Source organism: Streptomyces sp. NPDC045431 (assembly GCF_040646655.1).
GTDB lineage: Bacteria > Actinomycetota > Actinomycetes > Streptomycetales > Streptomycetaceae > Streptomyces.
The window spans coordinates 387087-409152 of record NZ_JBEZAQ010000003.1 but is presented as its reverse complement, the minus strand read 5'-3'; the positions used below and the strand labels follow the sequence as shown (position 1 = coordinate 409152).

The following is a 22066-nucleotide window of genomic DNA, read 5'->3' as shown; positions in this document are numbered from 1 at the left end:
GAGAACCCCGTGCCGACGATCAGCGTCATCTACCCGGTCATGCCCACGGACATCGGAACGGTCGCCCCCTTCGCCCGCCTGGCCGAGACGACCTCGAGCCGGCGCCTCTGGCTGGGGCAGTCCCTGATGATCGAAACCCATCATGTGTTCGCCGCCCTGACCGGCATGGGCTTCGACCTCGGCTACGGCACCGCCGTGGCCATCATGCCGCTGCGCCACCCGCTCACCGCCGCCATCAACGCCCGCTCGGTGGCGGCTCTGTCCGGCCAGCCCTTCATCGCCGGCATCGGTCCCGGCGCCGCCGCACTGCAGACCCGTATGTTCGGCGCCCCCTACCAGGCACCCGTCACGCAGACCCGCCGCTACGTCACCATGCTGCGCACGCTCGCCGAAGGGAAGACGGCCACCGAACCGGAGGGCCCCTGGGCCAGCGACGGTCTCGAACTGCCCGACCTCGAAGCGCCGCCCGTGGAGATCGGCCTCGGGGTGCTGCGCGAGCCGATGGCCAGGCTCGCCGGACGCATCGCCGACTGGGCCATCACCTGGCTCACCCCCGCCGACTACATCCGAGAGCGGCTCGTCCCCGCCATGCAGAAGGCAGCCCGGCAGGAAGGCCGCGCCGCGCCCCGTATCGCCTCCGTGGTGCACTGCGCCGTCACCCGCCCCGGGCGCGACCTTGGAAGGACCGCCTTCCACGCGGCGCGGAACCATCTGGCCGCCCCGCACTACACGGACATGCTCAACCAGGCCGGCGTACCCGTCGACCCCGACCAGCCGCGCGCCGGAGCCGACCTGCTGGTCGAACACGGCGTCGTCGCCACCGGAACCCCCGACGAGATCGCGGCCCGCCTTGCCGCGTACCACGCCGCGGGGGTGGACGAGATCATCGTCAGCACCGGTGGCGTCCACATCGGGGAGGGCCCCGGTGCGGCCCTGCGGGACCTGTCCGCCATCCTGACCGCCCTCGCCGAGCGGGGCATCCGATGACCACGCAGAACACGACGCAGCACACACAGCCCACGCTCCCCACCGACGCGCCGGCCTTCCACGCCAAGCGGCTCCTGTACGTCGCCACCGGCGGCATCCAGGCCATGTTCCTGCCCATGTGGCTGAACTGGCTGCGTACCCACTACCCCGACACCGACGTCCGGTGTGTGGTCACTCCGTCGGCGCTGCGCTTCACCACTCCCACCGCCATCGCCACCTCCGGGGGCATGGGCCGCCCGGTCACCGATGCCTGGCCGGAGCAGCCCGACAGCGCCCTCCACGTGGAACTGGCCGAGTGGCCCGACGCCGTTCTCGTCCACCCGGCCACCTTCCACTTCGTCGCGCGTCTCTCCCTCGGCTTGGCCGACACACCGGCCCTGCTCGCCCTGCAGTGCACCAGCGCACCCATCGTCGTGTGCCCCGCCCTGCCCCCCGGCGGCCACCGGAGCCCGGCTCACCGCAGGCACGTCGACGAACTCGCCCAGCGTCCCAACGTCACCGTCCTGCCGCCCATCCCCGGCGTCAGCATGTCGACCGGTCGGCAGGGCATCGGCACGGCGGCCCTCCTGCCCGACGCCATCGCGGCACTCGAGGACGCCCGCGCCTGGACGGAGGCCGGCAGATGACCACGCACGCGCCGCAGGTGCTCTCCGAGTTCCGCACCGGCTTCCTCACCACCCGCGTCAGCCGCACCGGCACCGGCACCATCCTGTGGCAGCACACGCCCGGGCCCGACCGCGACCAGCCGTTCCCCACCGTGCCCGTGGCCTTGCTGGACCTGCTGGCGGCGGCGTCCAGCCCTGTACTCACCTGGGTCGCCCCCACGACGGCCACCGCCCACGAAGTCGCCTGGGAAACCGACGGCCGGCACAGCCTCGCGGCCGCCCTGGAATCGGACAGCCACACCGACCGGCAGATCGAGACGATCGGCGCGCACCTCGGCGCCCAACTGCGCCGGTTCCACGACCTGTCGCGCGTTCAGGACCACGCGGCACACCGCGATGCCTACCCGCCCCGGCCCCCGGGCCTCACGCGCCTGCGCTCCTGGCTCGACCAGGGACGCGGGACCCGTGCCGCCCCCGCCTTCCACTACCGGCTGCGAAGCCGGCTCGGCAGCCGCCGATGGGGCCGCCTGAACGAGCTCACCGACCACCTGCTCCAGCCCGGCGGCGACGAGACCGCCACCGCCCTGCACGGCTGGTTCTCCATGGGCGGCATCGTCCTCGGCGACCGGCCCGGCACCGAGGCGATCAGCGTCCTCTCGGGTCCCGACACCTGCTGGGGACGTCCCGAGATCGACCTCGGCTGCCTGGTGGGCGAACTCACCGAGTACCGCATCGCCGCCCGGCGCAAAGGCATCGCCTGGCCCGTCCTCGGCCGCCTGCAGCGTGCCTTCCTCGCGCACTACGGCACCGCCGACACGGAAGCCGTCGCCGCGGGAGCGCTGCTGCGCGTGGCCACCCACGCCCACGACTACGCCTCCTACGTCGGCTGGAGCGAGCAGCTCCACGGGTACGTCCCGATGCTCACCGAGCTGCTCGACGACCCGCTCACCGCTCTCCAGCCCGTCTGACCAGCTCCCTTCACACGTTCCACCACCCACAACCGGGGGACTGCTCATGCCACGACTACCCGCCCTGCCCGCAGAGGAGAAGGCCAGCATCGTCCTGGAGCTGATCGCCGGCCGCATCAAACTGACCGCTGCCGCCAGCCAAGCGGGCGTCTCCGTACAGTCCATATGCCAGTGGCGGCGCCAGTTCATCGAGGCCGGCCAACAGGGGCTCCAGCCCTCGACCCGCGACAGCGAGACAGCGCGGCGCGAGCGCCAGCTCCTCAACGAGATCCGCAGGCTCAAAGCCGCGCTGGGCGAAGCGCACCTGAATCTGCGCAACCACACCACCGCGCGCGTGGTGACCCGGCGCTTCCCCGGCAGCCCTCCCTCGCTCGCCCGCCGCTCCCAGGAGATGACGACTCGATGACCACCCAGAAAGCGCATCCGGCCGAGCAACGGCGGATCAGATTCCGGCGTGAGCTCGCCGCCTCACCCCTGCCCCTGACCGCCGCCCTCGCCCTTGCCCTGATCACCACCGCGGCGACCCTGTCCGTGCCTCTCCTCGTCAAGGAGATCATCACGGCCTTCGCCACCGACCGGCCACTGCACACTCCCGTCACGTGGATGTGCATCGCCGCCGTCGGTGGAGCCACCACCCAGGCGCTGTCCGGATTCCTCATCGCACGCACCGGCGAGAACCTCATCTACCGGCTCCGCAGCCGCATCATGAACCACACCCTCCGGCTGCCCCTCACCACCCTTCGGGCGGAAGGCACGGGCAACCTGACCGCACGCATCACGTCCGACGCCCTGATGATGCGCCAGGTCGTCGACCTCGGTGCTCAGCTGCCCATCGCCGCACTCACCGTCGTGTTCAGCCTCGTGGTGATGGTCTGGATCGACTGGGTCCTCAGCCTCGTCACCGTCGTCTCGCTCGCGATCGTCACCGTCGTCATCACCGCGATCCTCCGCCGGGTCAAGAGCAACGTCACCGGCCAGCAGACGGCCATCGGACAGATCGCCCAGCGCTTCACCTCGACGCTCGGCGCCATCACCACCATCAAGGCCTACCGTGCCGAACGCCTCGCCGGCCGCAACCTCGACACGGATGCCGACACCCTGCGCGCCGTCAGCGTCCAGGGCGCACAGCTCGAAGCGCTCATTCCCGCCGTCACGAGTCTCGGCAACCAATTCGCCATGATCGCCGTCATCCTCACCGGCGGGACCCGCATGGCCGCCGGCGACCTCCAGGTCGCCGAGTTCGCCGCCTTCCTTCTCTACCTCCTCCAGACCATTCCCCCCGCCACCACACTCACCAGCGGGTTCGGACGTCTCCAGACCGGCTTCGCCGCACGGAACCGCTGCAACGAACTGCTGGCGATGCCCCAGGAGACCGGTCACGACGACCACCGCCGCGCGCCGGAACCCGTTCCCGCCGCCCCCGCCGTCCAGTTCACGCGGATCAGCTTCACCCACCACGGAGCAGCCAACCCCACGCTGAGCGACCTCACCCTCAGCGCCCCCCGCCGAGGACTCACCGCCGTCGTCGGAGCCTCCGGTGCGGGCAAGTCCACCGTGCTGTCGCTCATCGACCGCTTCCACCAGCCCGCCGGAGGCGAGATCCGCATCCTCGGCCACGACGCGGCCCACTGGCCGCTCGACGCACTGCGCTCCCGCGTCGCCTACGTCGACCAGGCCTTCACCCTGCTGGAGGCCACCGCACGCGAGAATCTGCAGCTCGGCAGAGAGAACCCGGCCACCGACGCGGAGCTCGCGGCCGCCCTCGAAGCCGTCGGCCTCACCGACGACATCGCCGGCCTGCCCCACGGTCTCGACACCCCGCTCGGCCGCGAGATCGACCTCTCCGGCGGCCAGCGTCAGCGCATGGCCCTCGCCCGGGCCCTGCTCTCCGATGCCGACATCATCCTGCTCGACGAACCCACCAGCCAGCTGGACGGCATCAACGAGCAACGCTTCCGTGACGTCGTCGACGGCCTCGCCGCCGACCGAGCCGTCATCGTGGTGGCCCACCGGCTGTCGACCGTGCACCACGCCGAGCACGTCGTGCTGATGGACGGCGGGCGCGTGGTGGACGCCGGCGACCACGGCGCTCTGATGAACCGCTGCCCCGCGTACCGGGAGCTGATCGCCACCCAGGCGGTCTTCACCGCCGAGCCCGCCCTGGCCGGGAGCTGACATGTCCCGACTCGCCGACCGCTTGGGCCCCACCGAGAAGGCCGTCCTCGCGCTCCTCCTCGGAGCCGGACTCGCCCTCAGCGTGCCGCCCGGCCTGCACCACGCCCTGTATGGCGCCCGCCATCTGCTTCCCGGCGCCGGCAAGCGCGTCTGAGCGCCGGGGGAACGAGCCGACCGCGCCGGACGCGCCACCCGGTACGCACCCCCGGCGCGGTCGCTCACCGGAAGCGGTTTCCGACCACACCCTCCCTTCACATCACCCTTCACCTCAAAGGAGTTGACGTCATGCCCGTCCGCACCCGCGCCGCGGCCACAGCCGTATCCGCCGCGCTGCTCACCCTGGCCGTCGCGGCCCCGGCCGCAGCCACCACCCCGGCTTGGTCCGTCACCCACGAAACGGCGCACGCCGAGGGCGCCCGCCGGATAACGAGCGGGCCCTCCAGCCCCTTCCAGCTCACGCTGACGGGGACGCTCACCAACACCGGGGCGGGCTGCTACGCGGTCTGGACCCAGTTCCAGTACGACCTCGTGCCCGGCCCGCCGTTCAAAGCCGCCGCGCTGTGCGGCCCGGGCACCGCGGAGATCAACGTCGTCCGAAGCATCATGCCCACCACGACCGGCACGATCTTCATCTGCAAGGGGATGGAGAGCCCTGTCGACTGCGGCCCGCGGAAGTACGTGTGACGCCGACCACGGGGCCCCTCGTAACGGGACGGACATTCACGGCCGTTGCCGCCGGTACGACCGAGACAAGGAATCAGACATGAACCGTTCGATCAAGCTTTCCGTGCAGGGCACGATCCTCACGGCCATGCTCGTCCTGGGCACTGTGCACGCCTCAGCGGCATCGGCCCTGGAAAGCGCTCCCGCACCGCGGCAGCCCGTCATCTCCGCCGCCGCGGCCTGGACGGCCCCCGAGGGCTACACCCGCGAAGACTCCTTCTACGGGGTTGCGGCCAAGTGCCAGGCGGTCGGCCAGAGCGGTGTGGCGGACGGCAAGTGGAGCGCCTACCTCTGTGTCCAGGAGCTCCCCTTCACTCCCTTCCAGGCCCTCTACGTCCGGAAGTAGCCGGGCCGCGGGCCGCCGGGCCGTCGTCGCGGCCGGGCCGGTCGCGGCGGCGGCGGCGGTCGCGACCGGGGTGACGCTCACCTGGCGCAGCGCCACGCGTGGTACGTAGGGGGGATGGCAACCAATGACGCACTGACCGATGTCGGCGGGCTCCGGGTCGGGCACGCGCGTGTCGCGGGCGACCGCGCGCTCAGCGGCACCACCGTCGTCCTGGCGCCCGAGGGCGGGGTCGTCGCGGCCGTGGACGTACGGGGCGGGGGCCCGGGCACCCGGGAGACGGACGCGCTCGACCCGCGCAACGTGGTCCAGCGCATCGAGGCGGTGGTCCTGACCGGCGGCAGCGCGTACGGGCTGGAGTCGGCGGCCGGGGTGATGGCCTGGCTGGAGGAGCGGGGCCGCGGGGTGCGGGTGGGGCCCGGGCCGACGCACGTGGTGCCGGTCGTGCCGGCGGCGTGCGTGTTCGACCTGGGCCGGGGCGGCGACTTCGCGGCGCGCCCCGACGCCTCGACGGGGCGGGCGGCCGTGGAGGCGGCGGCCGCCACCGCCGAGCGGGCCCCGGTGGAGTGCGGTGCGGTGGGTGCCGGGACGGGCGCGGTGGTCGGCGCCATGAAGGGCGGTGTCGGCACGGCGAGCACCGTCCTGGACTCCGGTGTCACCGTCGCCGCGCTGGTGGTGGCCAACGCGGTCGGCTCGGCCGTCGATCCGGCCACGGGCGTGCTGTACGGGCGGTACGGCGACGGCTCCCGGCCGGTTCTCCCGGACGCCGGGGTGCACGCGGCGGCGCTGCGCCGCCTCGCCGAGGCGCGCGAGCGCAGCGGGGGCCCGCCGCCGCTGAACACCACCCTCGCCGTCGTCGCCACGGACGCCGACCTGACGCGCGCCCAGGCGCACAAGCTCGCCGGCACGGCGCACGACGGCATCGCGCGCGCCGTCAGGCCCGTACACCTGCTCAACGACGGCGACACGGTCTTCGCCCTCGCGACCGGCGCACGCCCGCTCACCGGGCCTGAGCGGGCCGCGGACCCGCTCGCGCTCAACGCGGTGCTGGCGGCGGGCGCGGCCGTCGTGACCAGGGCGATCGTACGGGCGGTGGAGTCCGCCGGGTCGGTGTCGGGGCCGGGTGGCGACTTCCCGTCGTACCGGGAACTGTACGGCGCGGACTGACCGGCGGGTGGCCGGAGTTGGCGGGGGGCGCGGGAACCGGTCACGTGCGCCCTTCGTTTTGCCGAAGCCGGTCGCGTTGTCGGACCCAGGCACTACCTTAAGCAAGCATCAAGTGACACGCGGCGACGGCCTGGAGTCCCATCTTGAACGTTCCGAACGATCCTCATGAAACGCCGGAGACGCACGTCGAGCGTCTCCTGGGTCGGGCGCTCAACTCCTTCGAGCTGCCCGACGCCCTGGTGGAGCGCCTGGACTCGGCGCTCGCCCACGCCAGTTCGCTGCACTCGTCGCACCACAGCGCGCAGCTGAACCGTGCGACGTACCGGCACACGTACCTGCTGGCGGACGGTTCGTCGCTGACCCTGTGGGAGCTGGTGCACAACACCGGGCGGGACGGCGCCGACCACCACGAGCTGTACACGGAGCAGTCGGACGTCCGGCTGGCGGCGTCCCGCCTCCACGGCGGCGCCGACGCCGCGGGCGGCGCCTTCCCGGACCTGGCGGACGACGGCCTGGAGCTGGAGTTCGACCTGGACGTGCTGGGCGCGTTGATGTCCGACCCCCTGGCGGCCTCGCCCCCGCTGTACGAGCCGGACGACTCCGCCGACCACGCCCGGCGGGTGCTGCGCCGCGCGGAGAACGCCGACCGGCCCGGCGAGCAGGTCGCGGCGCGGCTGCGCGGCGCCTTCGCGCACCACATCAGGCAGGTGTTCGGCCGCCAGTGCAGCGTCGCGGGCCGCGAGGCGGGGTTCACGCTGTACGAGCACGGGTTCCTGCTGCTGGACGGCAGCGAGATGAGCGTGTGGGAGGTGGAGCACACGGCGACGCCGGACGGCCGCCACATGTGCGAGGTGTACGCGGACGAGCGCACGGCCCGCGCGGCGATGGAGCTCCGCGCGCGGGTGCGCCGCTGACGCGCTCCACTGGCCGCTGACGCCACCGCCGCTGACGCGGCCCGCCGTCCCGACGGTCGCCCACGCGAAACGCTCGGCTGGGAAACCCCGGCCGAGCGCCTGCGTGAACTACTCGCGGCCTGACCGACACGACCACGTGGTGCGACGATCACTGGAAGGCGCCCCCGGTGCCGGGCCTTCCGCGTGCCGCCCGGGTTCAGTGCGCAAGCACCGGCTCCTGCTCCTGCTTCGGCCTGGCCGGCAGCGCCGACATCACCACGAAGATCAGCGCCAGCACCGCCACGACCCACCACAGCGCGCTCCGGAACGCGTCCACGAACGCCGCGCCGAGCTGCGCGGGGACCGGGGCGGCGTCGTCGATCACCCCGAAGAAGACCACCGACACCAGGCCGAGGCCCAGCGCGTTGCCCATCTGCCCGGTCGTGTTGATCAGACCGGACGCCGAACCGGCGTGCTCGCGCGGCACACCCGACAGCACCGCGTCCGTCAGCGGCGCCACGATCAGGCCCATGCCCGCGCCCATGACCACCAGCGGCGCGGTCATCTGCCAGGGCGTGATGCCGGTGCCGTACTGCCCGGCCTCCCAGATGTAGAGCAGCAGCCCGGCGGCCATCGTCAGCGCGCCCGCCTGGAGGACCTTCCGCCCGAAGCGCGGCACCAGCTTCTGCACGGAGATCCCGGCCGCCACCGAGACGGCGATCGAGAACGGCACCCCGGTCAGCCCCGCCTTCAGCGGGCTCCAGCCGAGGCCGACCTGCATGTACAGCGTCCAGACCAGGAAGAAGATGCCCAGGACGACACCGAAGGTGAGCTGTACGGCGATACCGGCGGCGAAGCTCTTGACCCGGAACAGCGACAGCTCGACGAGCGGCGAACCGTCCTTGCGCGCCTTGTACTTCTCGTACGCCACGAACGCGGCGAACACCGCCAGGCTGCCCACCATGCAGAAGTGGCCCCACAGCGGCCAGCCCGTCTCGCGGCCGCGCGTCAGCGGGTACAGCAGCATCAGCAGACCCAGCGTCGCCAGCGCCACGCCGACCAGGTCGAGACGGAGCGCCTTCTCGGCGCGGGACTCGGTGATGAACCGGCGGCCCAGGATGAGGCCGGCGATGCCGACGGGGAGGTTGATCAGGAAGATCGGGCGCCATTCGAGGCCGAAAAGGTTCCACTGGGTGAGCAGGGCGCCGAGGAGCGGTCCGGACACGGCTCCGAGGCCGACGACCGCGCCGAACATGCCGAACACCTTGCCGCGCTCGTGCGCCGGGAAGGTGACGTGGACGATCGCCAGGACCTGCGGCACCATCATCGCGGCCATCGCGCCCTGGAGGAGGCGCGAGCCGACGAGCATCTCCGGGCTGGCGGCGAAGCCGCAGAGCGCCGACGCCAGGGTGAAGCCCGCCATCCCGAGGAGGAAGAGCCGCTTGCGGCCGTAGATGTCGCCGAGGCGGCCCCCGGTGATGAGCCCGGCGGCGAAGGCGAGCGCGTAACCGGCGGTGATCCACTGGATGGCGCCGAAGGAGGCCGCGAGGTCGCGCTCGATGCTGGGGATGGCGATGTTGACGATGGTGACGTCGACCAGGTCCATGAAGGCGGCGGTCATGACGATGGCGAGCGCCAGCCAGCGCCGCCGGTCGCCGCCGCTGACGGCGGCCTCGGCGGAGGCCTCGGCGGAGGCCTCCGAGTCGGCCGTCGAGGGACTGGTGGTCGGTGACAGGTCCTGCGTGAAGGTCATACCCGTAAGCTAATCGGCCTATAGGACAGAATGTGTCCTATAGCGGCCGCATCCTTGAAGGCATGACGGACACTCCGGCACGACTCCTGACTCTCCTGTCGCTCCTCCAGACACCGCGCGAATGGCCCGGCAGCGAGCTCGCCGAGCGCCTGGGCGTCACCGCGCGCACCATCCGCCGGGACATCGACCGGCTGCGGGACCTCGGCTATCCGGTCGAGGCCCTGAAGGGCCCCCTCGGGGGCTACCGGCTCGTCGCCGGCGCCGCGATGCCGCCGCTGCTGCTCGACGACGAGGAAGCCGTCGCCATCGCCGTCGGGCTGCGGGCGGGCGCCGGGCACGCCATCGAGGGCGTCGAGGAGGCGTCGGTGCGGGCGCTGGCGAAACTGGAGCAGGTGCTGCCGTCGCGGCTGCGGCACCGGGTTTCCACCCTCCAGAACGCGACCATCCCGCTGACGCGCGGCGACGGGGCGACGGTCGCGCCCTCCACGCTGACCGCGCTGGCGGGCGCGGTGACCCGGCAGGAGCGGCTGCGCTTCGCGTACCGCGCGGGCGACGGCGCCGAGAGCAGGCGGCAGGTCGAGCCGTACCGGCTGGTCTCGACCGGCTGGCGGTGGTACCTGGTCGCGTACGACCTCGAGCGTGAGGACTGGCGCACCTTCCGCGTCGACCGCGTCAGCGAGCCCTTCCCGACCGGGGCCCGCTTCACGCCCCGCGAGCTGCCGGGCGGCGACGGCGATGACGCGGCGCGGATGCTGTCCCACTCGGCGGCGCGGTCTCGGGCGGAGCACGAGCTGGACGTCACCTTCGCGGCCCCCGCCTCCTTCGTGGCGGCCCGCCTCCCCGACCACCTCGCCCCGACCCCCACGGGCCCCGACACCTGCCGCCTGCGCACGCGCTCCGCCGACGCGGTCGAGTGGCTGGCGGTGCGACTTGCCCTGGTGGACTGCGAGTTCACCGTCCACGGGCCGGAGGCGCTGATGTCGTACGTCGGTGACCTGGCGGCCCGGCTGGCCCGGTCCGTGGACGTTCCGCCCTCTTCCGCCGCTACGCCGCAGGAGGTTCAGGTACGGCGGGCCAGCAGGTAGGCGCGGCGGGTGTCCGCCTCGTGGGCGTAGGGGGCGCGCTCCAGGCTCATCTCCACGGTGAACCCGGCGGCTTGGAGCAGCCCGGCGATGTGCCCCGGCTGGAGGAAGCGGAAGTCGACGTCCACGTCGTACCCCCACCACTCGTCGAGGTGCCGGACCTCCTCACCGATGTGAAAGGAGAGGAGGAGTGCACCGGAGGGGCGCAGTACCCGCCGCATCTCCTCGAAGGCGCGGTGCAGGTCATCGGGGTCGAGGTGGATGATCGTGTAGAAGGCGACGACGGATCCGAACTCCCCGTCCTTGGCGGGCAGTTCCCGTAGGTCACCTTCCCGGAACTCCACCTGGGGGAACCGGCGGCGGCCGGCTTCCACCATGCCCGGGGACAGGTCGATCCCGACCGTACGCGCACCCTTCCCCGTGAGCCACGCCGCCACGTGCCCGGGGCCGCAGCCGAGGTCGGCGATCGCGGCCCCGGGTTCCGTCACTTCGAGGAGGGAGGTGAGGAGCGCCCGGTCGAGCGGCTTGCCGTCGAGCTCGTCCTGCAACCGGGCCGCGTACTCCTCGGCCACGGTGTCATAGCTGCGGCGTACGGAATGGTGACGTCCATGATCCCCCATGCGGTCCAGCATGCCAGAGGGCCCGGCATGATGGGCCGAATGAATGACCATCAGATACCGACGGCGGTGGACGCGGAAGCGCTGCTCTCCTTGTCCCAAGGGCACCATGGACGCACCACACGGGCTCTGGGCACCCGGGAGGCGGGCGGCCACCTGGTGAAGACGTACGCGCTCCAGGCACCGGGCCGCACCGTGACGGAGCAGGACGTCACCGCCGCGCTGAAGATCGCGGCGGCGCACCTGGAACTCGGCGGTACCCGAGGGTCGCTCGGGCTCTCCGTCCTGATCGTGCACGCGGGCGGCGATGGCGACTACCTCCTCGTCCACACCTGGATCGAGGGACACATGTCCGACCTGGCGATCTTCTCCGGCCCGGCCGGCCGGCCCGACCAGCTCCGTCCGGGCCGCACCGGACTCGCCCCCTGCGTCTGGGAAGCCGCCGTCCTCGCCCATGAACGCGACGCGTTCTCACGGCACGTCCTCGACGGCAGCGGCACGATCGCCGACCGCCTGGCCGCGTGGAGCTCCGACACCGTGACGGGCAGCGTCCGATGACCGGCCCCGCAACCGTGCGGCGCGCACGCCCCGCCGACCTGCCGCGGGTCGTCGAACTGGCTGCCGAGCACGCCGCCTACGAACGCGCCGCGGCGCCCGTCCCCGACCTCGCGCAGCGGCTCCACGCCCTCCTCTTCGACACCCCGGCACCGCGGCTGCGCTGCCTGGTGGCCGAGTCACCCGACGGAGAGATCGTCGGCTACGCCACCTGCGCGCCCGAGCTCTCCACCTGGCAGGGCGCCGCCTACCTCCACATGGACTGCCTCTTCGTACGGTCCGGAACCCGCGGATCCGGCATCGGCGCGCTCCTCATGGACGCCGTGGCGGCAGAGGCCCAGGACCTTGGCATCACCGAGATCCAGTGGCAGACGCCCGCCTGGAACGAAGGCGCGGTCCGCTTCTACGACCGCCTCGGCGCGAAGGCCAAGGAGAAACTCCGCTACAGCCTGACCACCCCCTGCCCGCCGTCCGGCTGAGGCCGGTGATCGCAGGGACAGGGCGCCGGCCGCACCGGCACGATCTCCCGGCCGGTGAGGCCCATCGACGTCGTGCCGGTGCAGTCGTGGCCCCCGCCGAAGATGCGGGCGCCGCAGCACGGCTCGCAGGGCAGGAGGAGCGTGCCCAGCACGAAAAGACGCTGTCCGGCGGGGGGTTCGGTCATCGCGGTCCGATCATGGCGTCGAGCTCCGCCGCGAGGGTGGCGTGCAGCAGCGCCGGGTCCGTGAGGCAGCGCGTCCTGCCGAGCGGCACGGCCCAGCGCAGTCCGGGGCCCTCCGTCCGCGTCACGGGCGGCACGGCGACGTACGTCGCCGTCCCCTGGACCGCCACATAGGACCCCGGCAGCTCCCACGCGTCGGCGGCACCGGGCCGCACGAGCCAGTAGAAGGTCGCTCCGAACCCGTCCTCGATCACCGCGCCGCTGTCCCCACCCAACCGCGCCAGGACACGCACCCCGACGAACGAGGGCGCCCGCACGGCGTCCCACCAGCGCCCGGCGGCCACCAACTCGACGTTGGGCCCCTGCGGCGGCACCCACGTCTCCACGCGCCCCGCCGTCACCGGCCCGCCCCCAGGAGCCCTCGCCCGCGCGCCCGCTCCTGCGGGTCGAGCACGTACAGCCGTACGGGTACGGTCGCGGGCGGCGGGGCGTTGAAGGCCCGCCGCTGCCGCGCCCGCGCCAGGACAGCTCCCCACTCCTCCGGCGACCGGCGCCAAGGCTGCGGGCCCTGCCGCTGCGCCGCGGGCGGCGCGGCGAGGCGGCTCCGGCTGCTGGGCGCGGGCTGCCCGACCAGCAGCGCTGTCACCCGTTCGAGTGCTCGTGGTAGGAAACGCACGTCGGTCTGCTCCGTTCAGATCGGCCACGCCCCGGGGCCGTTCGCGCGGTCGCCGGGGTCTTCCGTGATCTCCGACCGTAGGAGCAGCGAAAGCAGAGAAGGGGCACAGATTGTGCCCCCTCCGTTACGCAGCGAGCAGGCCGAGTCTCACAGCGAGTTCGGAAGCTCGCCGTCGTCGTTCAGGGCTCTTGGACTCGACTTCTTCCAAGACGATGCACTTCGCATAGCCGTTGTACTTGATGGTTTCCGGGGCGGCTTGATGGGCTTGGTTCAGCGTGGCCAGCGCGACGTCGGGCTGCCCGTCGAGCTGATAGCCACGCGCCTCTTCGATACGGTGCCGCGCCCGGCGCGGCCGAGAAGGGATGGCGACCGCGTCAGCGGCAGCGGCTTGCCGTACGGACTCCCCTCCCGCGTGGAGTTCGACGGCGATGGTGACGGCGTGCGGGCCCATGATGGCCTGAGAGAACGACGTGACGGGGTGGTAGTAGTCGGCGGGCAGTCGGTCGGCCATGGCGCGCGCCTGGTCCCAGTAGCGCCACGCCACGCCCGTCTCGCCACGCCGGGCCGCCGTGTACCCGGCCTCGAAAGTGAGCGCTCCAGCGATGGCGAGCACGTCGTCCTCGGCATCAGGCAGCAACGGTTCGAGGTACGCCAAGGTCTCGAAGCTCACGGCGTCCGCCGCGTCGAAGTGCGCTGGGCCCGAGTCGCGGTGCGCCTGCGCGGCCAGCCAGGCGGCCACGCCGATCGCATGCGGATCCTCGCTCTCCTGGGCCGCGATGAGCCCGCGCTCGGCGACGCGCCACAGCAGAGCGGGGTCCGGCTGGTACGCCACGAAGAACTGACAGAGGGAGTAGACCTCGGCGAGCACGGCCTGAGCCGCCCGCCGCTCGCCGGCCCTGTCGGCCTGGCGTACCGCAAGCTGCGCGTCCCTGATGAGGTCCGGCAGCAGCGCACCGATGACCTCTCGGTGATGAGGCGCCGAGTGGCGCGCTGCCCACGCCCGGGAAAGCCGCGCCCGAAGGTGCGCGGTCGGCGCGGGCGGCCCGTCCGCCGAACTGCCGTAGGGGTACGCGTCGACGGCGGCCTTCACGGCTGCGAGCCGGGGGTGCCCCGGACCGGCGAACAGGCCGACCTGCAGGGCCTGGCTGCCGGTGAGCTCGGCAAGGTCCCGCACCCGCAGCACCTCGGCGATGCGCAGCATCACTTCGAGCTTCGGCGTCTTGAGACGCCCTGTCTCCACGCTCTTGACCCATGAACCGGAGCGGCCGACCAATCCTCCGAGCTGCTCGCGGGTCATGCCTCTGCGGGTCCGAAGGATGTGCAGCCGCTGCCCGAAGACGAGCGGGTCTGCGTACGGGTCAGGGTTACCATCGCGAGACAAGGCCTTGCCCCCTTCTGACGGCTTCGACACTGCCAGCGTATGGGGCGGGCCCGTTCCTCGTGTGGACTCTCCGAGGTACATCCGACCGCACCCGCCCCCAGGCGCGGGAAACGACCACCCGTCAGGGACCGACCACCCGCGTGAGGGGGTCGGGGGTGGAGCGTGGGGGGTGGTCGGACGTAAGACGACTGAACTCGCGCGAAGCGCGGTGAACGAGAGTCCGACCACCCCCCACCGGAACCCCCGGCACCCGCCCCGCACCCACCGGCGCGAGCCACCGCGCACCGGGAACCCAGCACCGGGCCGCAAGCGCGGCGCGACAGGGACAGCGCCGCGGCGGCGCCCCGCAGGGTTACGCCGCCGCGTCGAAGCCGGTGTCGTGGGCCATGCGCTTCAGCTCCAGCAGCGCGTGCTTCTCGATCTGGCGGATGCGCTCGCGCGTGAGGCCGTGTTCCTTGCCGACCTCCGTGAGGGTGCGCTCGCGCCCGTCTTCGATGCCGTACCGCATCCGGATGATCGAGGCCGTGCGGTGGTCGAGCTTGTCGATCAGGTCGTCGAGCTCCTCGCTGCGCAGCAGCGTCAGCACCGACTGCTCGGGAGACACCGCCGACGTGTCCTCCAGCAGGTCGCCGAACTGCGTCTCGCCCGCGTCGTCCACCGACATGTTCAGCGAGACGGGGTCGCGCGCCCAGTCGAGGACGTCGGTGATGCGCTCCGCCGAGGACCCGAGCTCCTCGGCGATCTCCGCGGGCTCCGGGTCGCGGCCGTGCTCACGGTTGAACTCGCGCTGCACGCGCCGGATGCGGCCCAGCTCCTCCACCAGGTGGACGGGGAGCCGGATCGTGCGCGACTGGTCGGCGATCGACCGCGTGATGGCCTGGCGGATCCACCACGTCGCGTACGTCGAGAACTTGAAGCCCTTGGTGTAGTCGAACTTCTCCACCGCGCGCACCAGGCCCGCGTTGCCCTCCTGGATCAGGTCGAGCAGCGGCAGGCCGCTGCGCGGGTAGCGCCGGGCGACCGCGACGACGAGCCGCAGGTTGGACCGGATGAAGACGTCCTTCGCCCGCTCGCCCGCGGCGACCAGCGCCTCCAGCTCCTCACGGGTCGCTCCGCCCGCCTCGCTCTCCACCTCGCCGTCGAGGATCTGCTGGGCGTAGACGCCCGCCTCGATGGTCTGGGAGAGCTCGACCTCCTTCGCGGCGTCGAGCAGGGGCGTGCGCGCGATCTCGTCCAGATACATGCCGACCAGGTCGCGGTCGGCGATCTCCCCGCCCACGGCGCGAGCACTGCTGCCCCGGTCGGTCCCGCCCCCGGCGGACCGGGTCGCGGCCGACTGACGTTGGGCGACGGCACGGGTTGCCATGCGAGCTCCCTTGCTGAGTAGGTGTCGCGACACCCTTCCGGGTGCCCTGCATCCGACGGAAACAACGACCGGAATCAGGACAGAATTCCCATGACACCCACCCATTTTCGCGATCTTGCAGTATCCTCGCGGGCCACCGAGGGAGGGCCGATGCCGCGAGGGCGAACGGATCTGCAGGTCAGAGCGGGGGCGGAGGCCGACATCGGCGCCCTCACGGAGATCTACAACCACTACGTACGTGAGACGGCCATCACATTCGACACGGCCCCCTTCACCCCCGAAGAGCGCCTTCCGTGGCTGCGCTCCCACCCTGAAGACGGCCCGCACCGGCTTCTGGTTGCCCACGAGGGCGATCACCCGCTCGGGTACGCGACCTCCGGCCCCTTCCGACCGAAGGCCGCGTACTCCACCTCCGTCGAGGTCAGCGTCTACCTGGCCCCGGAGGCCGTCGGCCGGGGCGTCGGAACCCTGCTGTACGAGCGGCTCTTCGACGCCCTCGCGGGCGAGGACGTGCACCGCGCCTACGCGGGCATCGCGATGCCGAACGACGCGTCGGTCCGCCTCCACACCCGCTTCGGCTTCCGCCACACCGGGACGTTCACCCAGGTGGGGCGGAAGCTCGGGCGGTACTGGGACGTCGCCTGGTACGAGAAGGAGCTCGGCCGGGCGACCCCCCAGCGCTAGGCGACGGAGTTGAACTTGGTGCCCTCGCCCGCGTACAGCGTGGTCGTCAGCCGGCTGAACGGGGCCGTCGCCGAGCCGGTCGAGCGGTAGACGTACGTACCGTTCGTGCCGTAGGCGATCAGGTCGGGGCGGCCGTCGCCGGTGACGTCGCCGGCGCCGACGAGCTGGGAGAAGGCGTTCCAGCCGCTGCCGATCCGGACGCGGGTGGCGAAGCCGCCCGCGCCGTTGCCCTGGTAGAGCCAGAGCACGCCGGCGGAGTCGCGGGCGACGAGGTCACCGGCCGCGCCGCCCGCGATGTCGCCGACGGCGGTGATCTGGTTATAGATCTGCCAGCCGCCGCCGACCTTGACGCGGGTGGCGAAGGGGGCGGTCGGGCTGCCGGTGCCCTTGTAGAGCCACAGCACGCCGGAGGCGTCGGTGGCGAGCAGGTCGGCCCGGCCGTCGGCGGTGAGGTCGCTGCCACCGGTGAGCTTGTTGTAGATCTGCCAGCCGGTGCCGACCTTCCCGCGGGTCGTGAAGGTGCCGTCGCCCTTGCCCTGGTAGAGCCACAGGACGCCCGAGGTGTCGCGGGCGATCAGGTCGCCCACGGGGGTGCCGGCGAGGTTGCCCGTGGCCTCGATCTGGTTGTAGATCTGCCAGCCGGAACCGACCCTCGTCCGCTGGGCGGTCTTGACCTGGCCGCCCGACGGCCAGTCGAAGAGGTCGTCCCGCCACAGCACGCCGGAGGCGTCCCGCGCGAGGACGTCCGTCGAACCGTTGTCGTTGAAGTCGTGCGGGTTGGCCTGCCGCGTGACCTGGAAGCCCCCCGAGACGGTCGCCGGGGCGCCGACGCCGTCGGCCGGGGTGGCGGTGGCCTGCCAGGTGTAGGCACCGTTCGGGGCGCTGACGCCGTCCAGGACGCCGTCCCAGGCGAAGGCGAAGCGCTTGTCGGCGACCGGCTGCGCCAGGCGCTGGGTGTGCTTCCTGCCGGTGGCCGTGTGCGTGAGCGTGACGTCCACGGTGGCGTTCGCCCGGGAGAGGGTCCACTCCATCGGGACCGTGGTGCCGGGCGTCTCCAGGTTCACCGCGGTGGGGACCTTGGACGCCGTCACCCGGACCGGCAGGACCCGGCCCGTGTCCGCCACCAGCGTGGCGGTCGGGCGGCCGTCGTCCCCGGGCCAGATGCGGAACAGCCCGTCCGCCTCGGCCGTGGCACCGCGCACGAGCAGGGCGCCGTCCGGCGCCTGGGCCACGCTGGAGAAGTGCTCCAGCAGCTTGTACGGCTCGGCGGTGGAGCTCTTGACGTTGCGCGCGTACAGCGGGCTCGGCGCCTCGCCGGCCGCCGCCGCCGTGCCGGGGACGCCGTAGAGCAGCGTGTCCCGGAGGACGCCGGCGATGACGGCACCGCTCATGGAGCTGTCCAGGGTGTACGTCCGGTGGACGTACACCCCCTCCACGCGGAGCGTGGCGGCCCCGCTCCGGTACTCGACCCAGGACTCGTAGTCCGCGCTGAAGGCGCCCGTCGAGGCCTGGGTCCACGGGGCGGTGTTCGCCCTGTCGCCCTCCTTGACGGTCGAGTCGGGATCGACGTTCCTGCGCGTCGCCCAGAAGTCGGTCCTGCGGGTCGCCGGGCTCGGGAACACGCGGTTGCTGCTGAGGAGGAGCATGGCGTCGCTCGAGGAGGCGACGACCTTGAAGTCGAGGCCGTAACCGCCGCCCAGGCGCAGCGTCTTCCTGGCGAGGCCGTCGACCGGGGTGAGCTGCCACAGCTCGTGGTAGTCCTGGTTGCCCGTCGGGACCCGCACGAAGAGGTTCGCGCCGACCACGCCGACCAGCTTCGCGCCGGGCTTGAACTCGGCCGCGAGGTCGAAGGAGGCGGACAGGGTGCCACCGTCCGCCATGTCCCGCAGGTAGACCGTGGTGCCGCCGTCGCTGGTCACGACGATGTCGGAGTTGCTGCCGTGGCCGACGGTGCCGGTGGTGATCGGCAGCACCGAGCCGTCGGCGTACCTGCGCCACTCCAGGACGGGATTGCCGGCGTCGTCCTTGCGGGACGTGAGGTAGCCGGTGTCGCCGGTGCTGACGATCTCCGCGTCGAGCGGCAGGGTGGCCGCGGTGACGGCGGCGGTGGTGACCCCGGCCTCAGCGGCGGCCACGGGAGCGGCTGCCGGAGCGGCCACGGCGCCGGGCGCGGCGAGGACGCCGGCACCGACCGTCACGGCGAGGACGGTGGCGACGGAGGCACCGAGCCGGCGTCGGGTGGTGCGTACGGAAGACAAGTAAGTCCCTCCTGATGAGCGAGCGGTACGCACACCAGTGCGCACTGATCGCTCAGACCGATGAGGCGGGAGGGAGGTTGTACGCGTCACCCGCACTTTCACCGAACTGGAGCGACCGCTTCGCCAGGCCCATCCAGAACCCCTCGATCACGCTCCGCCCGGCGGTGAGGTCCGCCGTCGCGTCCGCGGCGCCCAGCGTGACGAACAGCGGGGCGAAGTGCTCGGTGCGCGGGTGCGCGAGCCTCCCGGCCGGGGACGTGCGCGTGAAGTCGAGCAGCGCGTCCACGTCGCCGGCCTCCAGGGCGAGGCGGCCCCACTCGTCGAACTCCGCGGACCAGCCCGGCACGCCCTGGTGGCGCAGCGCCGCCAGGTTGTGCGTGAAGAACCCGCTGCCGACGATCAGTACGCCCTCGTCGCGCAGCGGCGCCAGCTTGCGTCCGATGTCCATCAGCGCCGCCGGGTCGAGCGTCGGCATGGAGATCTGCAGGACGGGGATGTCGGCGTCCGGGTACATCTCGACGAGCGGCACGTACGCCCCGTGGTCCAGGCCCCGGTCGGGGATGTCCTGTACGGGGGTGCCGGGGCCGCGGAGCAGTTTGCGTACGGCCTCGGCGAGGTGCGGTGCGCCGGGGGCGGCGTACCGGACCTGGTAGTAGTGCGCGGGGAAGCCCCAGAAGTCGTACACGAGCGGCACGGTCGTGGTCGCGCCGAGCGCCAGCGGGGCCTCCTCCCAGTGGGCGGAGACGACGAGGATCGCGGCGGGCCGGGGCAGGCGGGCGGACCAGGCGGCGAGCTCACCGGGCCAGACGGGGTCGTCGGCGAGGGGCGGCGCGCCGTGGGAGAGGTAGAGGGCGGGCATCCGAGCCATGACGATCGACTCCCGGGTCGATGGTTCCGACCTTACGCCGGATCATTACTTGAAACTTAAAGCTCTACACGACCCGACCGTAACAGCTATCTAGTTAAACTTTCAAGAGAAGTAGAGTGGGACGCATGAGCGACGACCACGACGGCCCGCGCTGGCTCAGCGACGACGAGCAGCGCGTCTGGCGCGCCTATCTGCACGCCACCACGCTGCTGGAGGACCACCTCGACCGCCAGCTCCAGCGCGACGCCGGTATGCCGCACATCTACTACGGCCTCCTCGTCCAGCTCTCCCAGGCACCGCGCCGCCGGATGCGCATGACCGAGCTCGCCAAGGACGCCAAGATCACCCGATCCCGCCTCTCCCACGCCATCGCGCGCCTGGAGCGGAGCGGCTGGGTGCGCCGCGAGGAGTGCCCCTCCGACAAGCGGGGCCAGAACGCCTACCTGACGGACGAGGGCTACGAGGTCCTCAAGCGCAGCGCCCCCGGCCATGTCGCCGCCGTACGGCAGGCCATGTTCGACCGGCTCAGCCCCGAGCAGGTCGAGCAGCTCGGCGAGATCATGCGGCTGATGGCGGAGGGGCTCCAGCCCTCGGAGCCGGGGGCGGACCTGCCCTGGCGGCGCTGACCAGCAGGACACCCCCTAGCCCGTCAGCGCCACCCCCGCGTACGCCGCCGTCGCCACCAGCACCCACGCCGCGAGGCCCAGCGTCGCCATGCGCGCGCCCGTCCGGGTCGCCAGGGTCGGGAGGTGGACCGCGGTGCCGAGGGCGAACAGGGCGGCGGTGAGGAGCAGTTCCTGGGCCGTCGCGGCGGCCGTGAGGGCGGGGCCCGGGAGCAGGCCCGTGGTGCGGAGCGCCACCATGGCGAGGAAACCGGCGACGAAGAGCGGGACCAGCGGGGGGCGGCGGCCGTCGGGGGTGGGGCGCGGGTCGTGGCGGCGTGCGGCGACGACCAGGGCCGCCACCAGCGGGGCCAGCAGCGCCACCCGCAGGAGTTTGACCAGGACGGCCTCGCCGAGGGCGGCCGGGCCGGCGGTCTGGGCCGCGGCCACCACCTGGCCCACGTCGTGGACCCCGGCGCCGACCCACCGCCCGAACTGCTGGTCCGTCAGGCCCAAGGGGCCCTGGAGCAGCGGCAGTACGGCGATGGCGAGCGTCCCGCACAGCGTCACCACCGCGACGGCGGCGGCCGCGTCGTCCTCGTCGCTGTCGCGCACGGCGCCCACCGCGCCGATCGCGGAGGCCCCGCAGATCGCGTACCCCGCGGCGATGAGCACCGGCTGGTCGCCGGGGAGCCGCAGCCGGCGGCCCAGCCACCAGGTGCCACCGAAGGTGGCGGCCACGACGGCGAACACCATCGCGACCGTGCGCCAGCCGAGGCCCAGCACGTCGGACAGGCTCAGTTTCAGCCCGAGCAGCACCACCCCGAGCCGCATCAGCCGCCGGGCGGCCAGGGCCAGCCCGGTCCTGCACCGGCCCCGGCCGCGTACGGCGGTGCGCAGCCCCGGAGCGTGCGCGGCGGCGACGCCCAGGACGACCGCGGCGGTGAGCATCGGTACGGAGGGCAGCGCGCGGTGCACCAGCCAGGCGGCGCCCACTCCCCCGGCGGCGAGTGCCAGCCCGGGCAGCGGCCCGGCCGTCAGGGCGACGGGAGCCGTCCGCGCGCCGAGGAGGGTCATCACGCGTCCACCGGCAGCCGGTAGACGCGCCGGATGCTCGTGGAGAGCCGCGTGATGTCGGCGCCGTACACGTGCAGGGACACGGCGGTCTCGGTGCCGCCGTTGCGTACGAGGTGGATGTCGCCGGGCGGCGCGAGCGCGGCGACCGTGCCCCGCGCGTTGACCACGTCCTCGGTGGCGACCAGCCGCGCCGCAGCGCCGTCCGGCACGAGCCGGAAGCGGCGCTCGTGCTCCTCGCCCCGGTGGACCCCGGTCACGCACCACGCCACGTGGTCGTGGACCGGCGTGGCCTGGCCGGGCAGCCAGACGAGGGCGACGAGCGAGAAGGAGCCGTCGGGCTCGGCGTGCAGCACGTGCTGGCGGTACCGGGCGGGGTCGCCCTCGCACTGGGCGTCGGTGAGCAGGTCGGACGCGCCGAGGTGCGGGGCGAGGCGCTCGGCCACGAGCCGGGCCGTCGGCCCGGGCGGCAGGCCCCGGGCCGCGGCGGCGCGCACCTCGCCGACGAGCGTACGCAGACGGGCGGTGGCCGTCGGTTCCGGGGAGGTGAGGGGGGTGGTCGTCATGGCGGCAGCGTCCGGCCGCCGGGCCGGGCCCGTCCAAGGAGGGTTCGTTGCCGGGGGGCCAA

At 72.7% G+C, this 22066-nt stretch carries 25 protein-coding genes; 15 read left to right on the top strand and 10 right to left on the bottom strand.

Annotated features, from left to right (window positions below; translation table 11 throughout):
- Nucleotides 1–9 precede the first annotated feature (9 nt).
- The 10 genes from AB0A69_RS10425 (at nt 10) to AB0A69_RS10380 (ending at nt 7882) form a co-directional block, all read left to right on the top strand.
- Nucleotides 10–987: an LLM class flavin-dependent oxidoreductase gene (locus AB0A69_RS10425; protein ID WP_361418000.1), complete on the top strand. Its 978-nt coding sequence runs from the start codon at nt 10–12 to the stop codon at nt 985–987.
- Nucleotides 984–1613, top strand: coding sequence for a flavoprotein (locus AB0A69_RS10420; protein ID WP_361417997.1), 630 nt, complete (start codon nt 984–986; stop codon nt 1611–1613). The genes AB0A69_RS10425 and AB0A69_RS10420 overlap by 4 nt, the downstream gene beginning before the upstream one ends.
- Nucleotides 1610–2560, top strand: a complete 951-nt coding sequence (locus tag AB0A69_RS10415; RefSeq protein WP_361417994.1) for a hypothetical protein — start codon at nt 1610–1612, stop codon at nt 2558–2560. The genes AB0A69_RS10420 and AB0A69_RS10415 overlap by 4 nt, the downstream gene beginning before the upstream one ends.
- Nucleotides 2561–2606: 46 nt before the next feature.
- Entirely contained in the window at nt 2607–2966 is a 360-nt protein-coding gene (locus tag AB0A69_RS10410) for a helix-turn-helix domain-containing protein (protein ID WP_361417991.1), read from the top strand.
- Nucleotides 2963–4735, top strand: a complete 1773-nt coding sequence (locus AB0A69_RS10405; protein ID WP_361417988.1) for an ABC transporter ATP-binding protein — start codon at nt 2963–2965, stop codon at nt 4733–4735. Before AB0A69_RS10410 ends, AB0A69_RS10405 begins: the two co-directional genes overlap by 4 nt.
- Before the next feature lies 1 nt (nt 4736).
- Nucleotides 4737–4889: a hypothetical protein gene (locus tag AB0A69_RS10400; RefSeq protein ID WP_361417986.1), complete on the top strand. Its 153-nt coding sequence runs from the start codon at nt 4737–4739 to the stop codon at nt 4887–4889.
- Between the two features lie 131 nt (nt 4890–5020).
- Nucleotides 5021–5419 (top strand): hypothetical protein, encoded by a 399-nt coding sequence (locus tag AB0A69_RS10395; RefSeq protein WP_361417983.1) that lies wholly within the window; start codon nt 5021–5023, stop codon nt 5417–5419.
- 79 nt (nt 5420–5498) lie between these two features.
- Entirely contained in the window at nt 5499–5804 is a 306-nt protein-coding gene (locus AB0A69_RS10390; RefSeq protein ID WP_361417979.1) for a hypothetical protein, read from the top strand.
- 114 nt (nt 5805–5918) lie between these two features.
- Nucleotides 5919–6968, top strand: coding sequence for a P1 family peptidase (locus AB0A69_RS10385; protein ID WP_361417975.1), 1050 nt, complete (start codon nt 5919–5921; stop codon nt 6966–6968).
- 143 nt (nt 6969–7111) lie between these two features.
- Nucleotides 7112–7882: a DUF6227 family protein gene (locus tag AB0A69_RS10380; RefSeq protein ID WP_361417972.1), complete on the top strand. Its 771-nt coding sequence runs from the start codon at nt 7112–7114 to the stop codon at nt 7880–7882.
- A 196-nt stretch (nt 7883–8078) separates the two neighbouring features.
- Here the strand turns inward: AB0A69_RS10380 and AB0A69_RS10375 are convergent, their stop codons facing one another.
- Nucleotides 8079–9482, bottom strand: a complete 1404-nt coding sequence (locus tag AB0A69_RS10375; protein WP_361418441.1) for an MFS transporter — start codon at nt 9480–9482, stop codon at nt 8079–8081.
- Between the two features lie 194 nt (nt 9483–9676).
- Between AB0A69_RS10375 and AB0A69_RS10370 the strand changes: the two genes are divergently transcribed.
- The gene (locus AB0A69_RS10370) at nt 9677–10699 is read left to right on the top strand and encodes a transcriptional regulator (protein WP_361417969.1); all 1023 of its coding nucleotides are present in this window, start codon (nt 9677–9679) and stop codon (nt 10697–10699) included.
- Here the strand turns inward: AB0A69_RS10370 and AB0A69_RS10365 are convergent.
- On the bottom strand, nt 10675–11316 hold the full coding sequence (locus tag AB0A69_RS10365) for a methyltransferase domain-containing protein (RefSeq protein ID WP_361417966.1): 642 nt from the start codon (nt 11314–11316) through the stop codon (nt 10675–10677). The genes AB0A69_RS10370 and AB0A69_RS10365 overlap by 25 nt on opposite strands.
- Before the next feature lie 39 nt (nt 11317–11355).
- Here AB0A69_RS10365 and AB0A69_RS10360 point away from each other — a divergent pair, with 39 nt between their 5' ends.
- Together AB0A69_RS10360 and AB0A69_RS10355 are read left to right on the top strand one after the other, a co-directional pair.
- Nucleotides 11356–11871, top strand: coding sequence for a hypothetical protein (locus tag AB0A69_RS10360; protein WP_361417963.1), 516 nt, complete (start codon nt 11356–11358; stop codon nt 11869–11871).
- On the top strand, nt 11868–12347 hold the full coding sequence (locus AB0A69_RS10355; RefSeq protein ID WP_361417960.1) for a GNAT family N-acetyltransferase: 480 nt from the start codon (nt 11868–11870) through the stop codon (nt 12345–12347). The genes AB0A69_RS10360 and AB0A69_RS10355 overlap by 4 nt, the downstream gene beginning before the upstream one ends.
- A gap of 181 nt (nt 12348–12528) precedes the next feature.
- On the opposite strand, the gene AB0A69_RS10350 is transcribed toward AB0A69_RS10355, so the two are convergent.
- The 4 genes from AB0A69_RS10350 to AB0A69_RS10335 all read right to left on the bottom strand — a co-directional run bounded on the left by AB0A69_RS10350 (nt 12529) and on the right by AB0A69_RS10335 (nt 15952).
- Nucleotides 12529–12930 carry a hypothetical protein gene (locus tag AB0A69_RS10350; protein WP_361417957.1) on the bottom strand — a complete coding sequence of 134 codons (402 nt, stop codon included), beginning with the start codon at nt 12928–12930 and terminating at the stop codon, nt 12529–12531.
- A complete protein-coding gene (locus AB0A69_RS10345; protein WP_361417954.1) occupies nt 12927–13175 on the bottom strand; it encodes a hypothetical protein in 249 nt (82 codons plus the stop codon). Before AB0A69_RS10345 ends, AB0A69_RS10350 begins: the two co-directional genes overlap by 4 nt.
- A gap of 154 nt (nt 13176–13329) precedes the next feature.
- A complete protein-coding gene (locus AB0A69_RS10340; protein WP_361418438.1) occupies nt 13330–14586 on the bottom strand; it encodes a helix-turn-helix transcriptional regulator in 1257 nt (418 codons plus the stop codon).
- A gap of 352 nt (nt 14587–14938) precedes the next feature.
- Complete coding sequence (locus tag AB0A69_RS10335; RefSeq protein WP_361417951.1) at nt 14939–15952, bottom strand: sigma-70 family RNA polymerase sigma factor; 1014 nt, start codon at nt 15950–15952, stop codon at nt 14939–14941.
- A 150-nt stretch (nt 15953–16102) separates the two neighbouring features.
- Here AB0A69_RS10335 and AB0A69_RS10330 point away from each other — a divergent pair, with 150 nt between their 5' ends.
- Nucleotides 16103–16636, top strand: a complete 534-nt coding sequence (locus tag AB0A69_RS10330; protein ID WP_361417948.1) for an N-acetyltransferase family protein — start codon at nt 16103–16105, stop codon at nt 16634–16636.
- Here AB0A69_RS10330 and AB0A69_RS10325 read toward each other — a convergent pair.
- Together AB0A69_RS10325 and AB0A69_RS10320 are read right to left on the bottom strand one after the other, a co-directional pair.
- Nucleotides 16633–18894, bottom strand: a complete 2262-nt coding sequence (locus AB0A69_RS10325; RefSeq protein ID WP_361417945.1) for a VCBS repeat-containing protein — start codon at nt 18892–18894, stop codon at nt 16633–16635. The two genes, AB0A69_RS10330 and AB0A69_RS10325, sit on opposite strands and share 4 nt — an antisense overlap.
- Before the next feature lie 52 nt (nt 18895–18946).
- Entirely contained in the window at nt 18947–19762 is an 816-nt protein-coding gene (locus tag AB0A69_RS10320; RefSeq protein ID WP_361417942.1) for a class III extradiol ring-cleavage dioxygenase, read from the bottom strand.
- Nucleotides 19763–19887: 125 nt separating this feature from the next.
- On the opposite strand from AB0A69_RS10320, the gene AB0A69_RS10315 reads away from it, so the two are divergent.
- Complete coding sequence (locus AB0A69_RS10315) at nt 19888–20388, top strand: MarR family transcriptional regulator (RefSeq protein WP_361417939.1); 501 nt, start codon at nt 19888–19890, stop codon at nt 20386–20388.
- 15 nt (nt 20389–20403) lie between these two features.
- Here AB0A69_RS10315 and AB0A69_RS10310 read toward each other — a convergent pair whose 3' ends face one another.
- Both AB0A69_RS10310 and AB0A69_RS10305 read right to left on the bottom strand, forming a co-directional pair.
- Nucleotides 20404–21441, bottom strand: a complete 1038-nt coding sequence (locus tag AB0A69_RS10310) for a putative sulfate exporter family transporter (protein WP_361417936.1) — start codon at nt 21439–21441, stop codon at nt 20404–20406.
- Complete coding sequence (locus AB0A69_RS10305) at nt 21441–22004, bottom strand: cysteine dioxygenase family protein (RefSeq protein WP_361417933.1); 564 nt, start codon at nt 22002–22004, stop codon at nt 21441–21443. Before AB0A69_RS10305 ends, AB0A69_RS10310 begins: the two co-directional genes overlap by 1 nt.
- Nucleotides 22005–22066 lie beyond the last annotated feature (62 nt).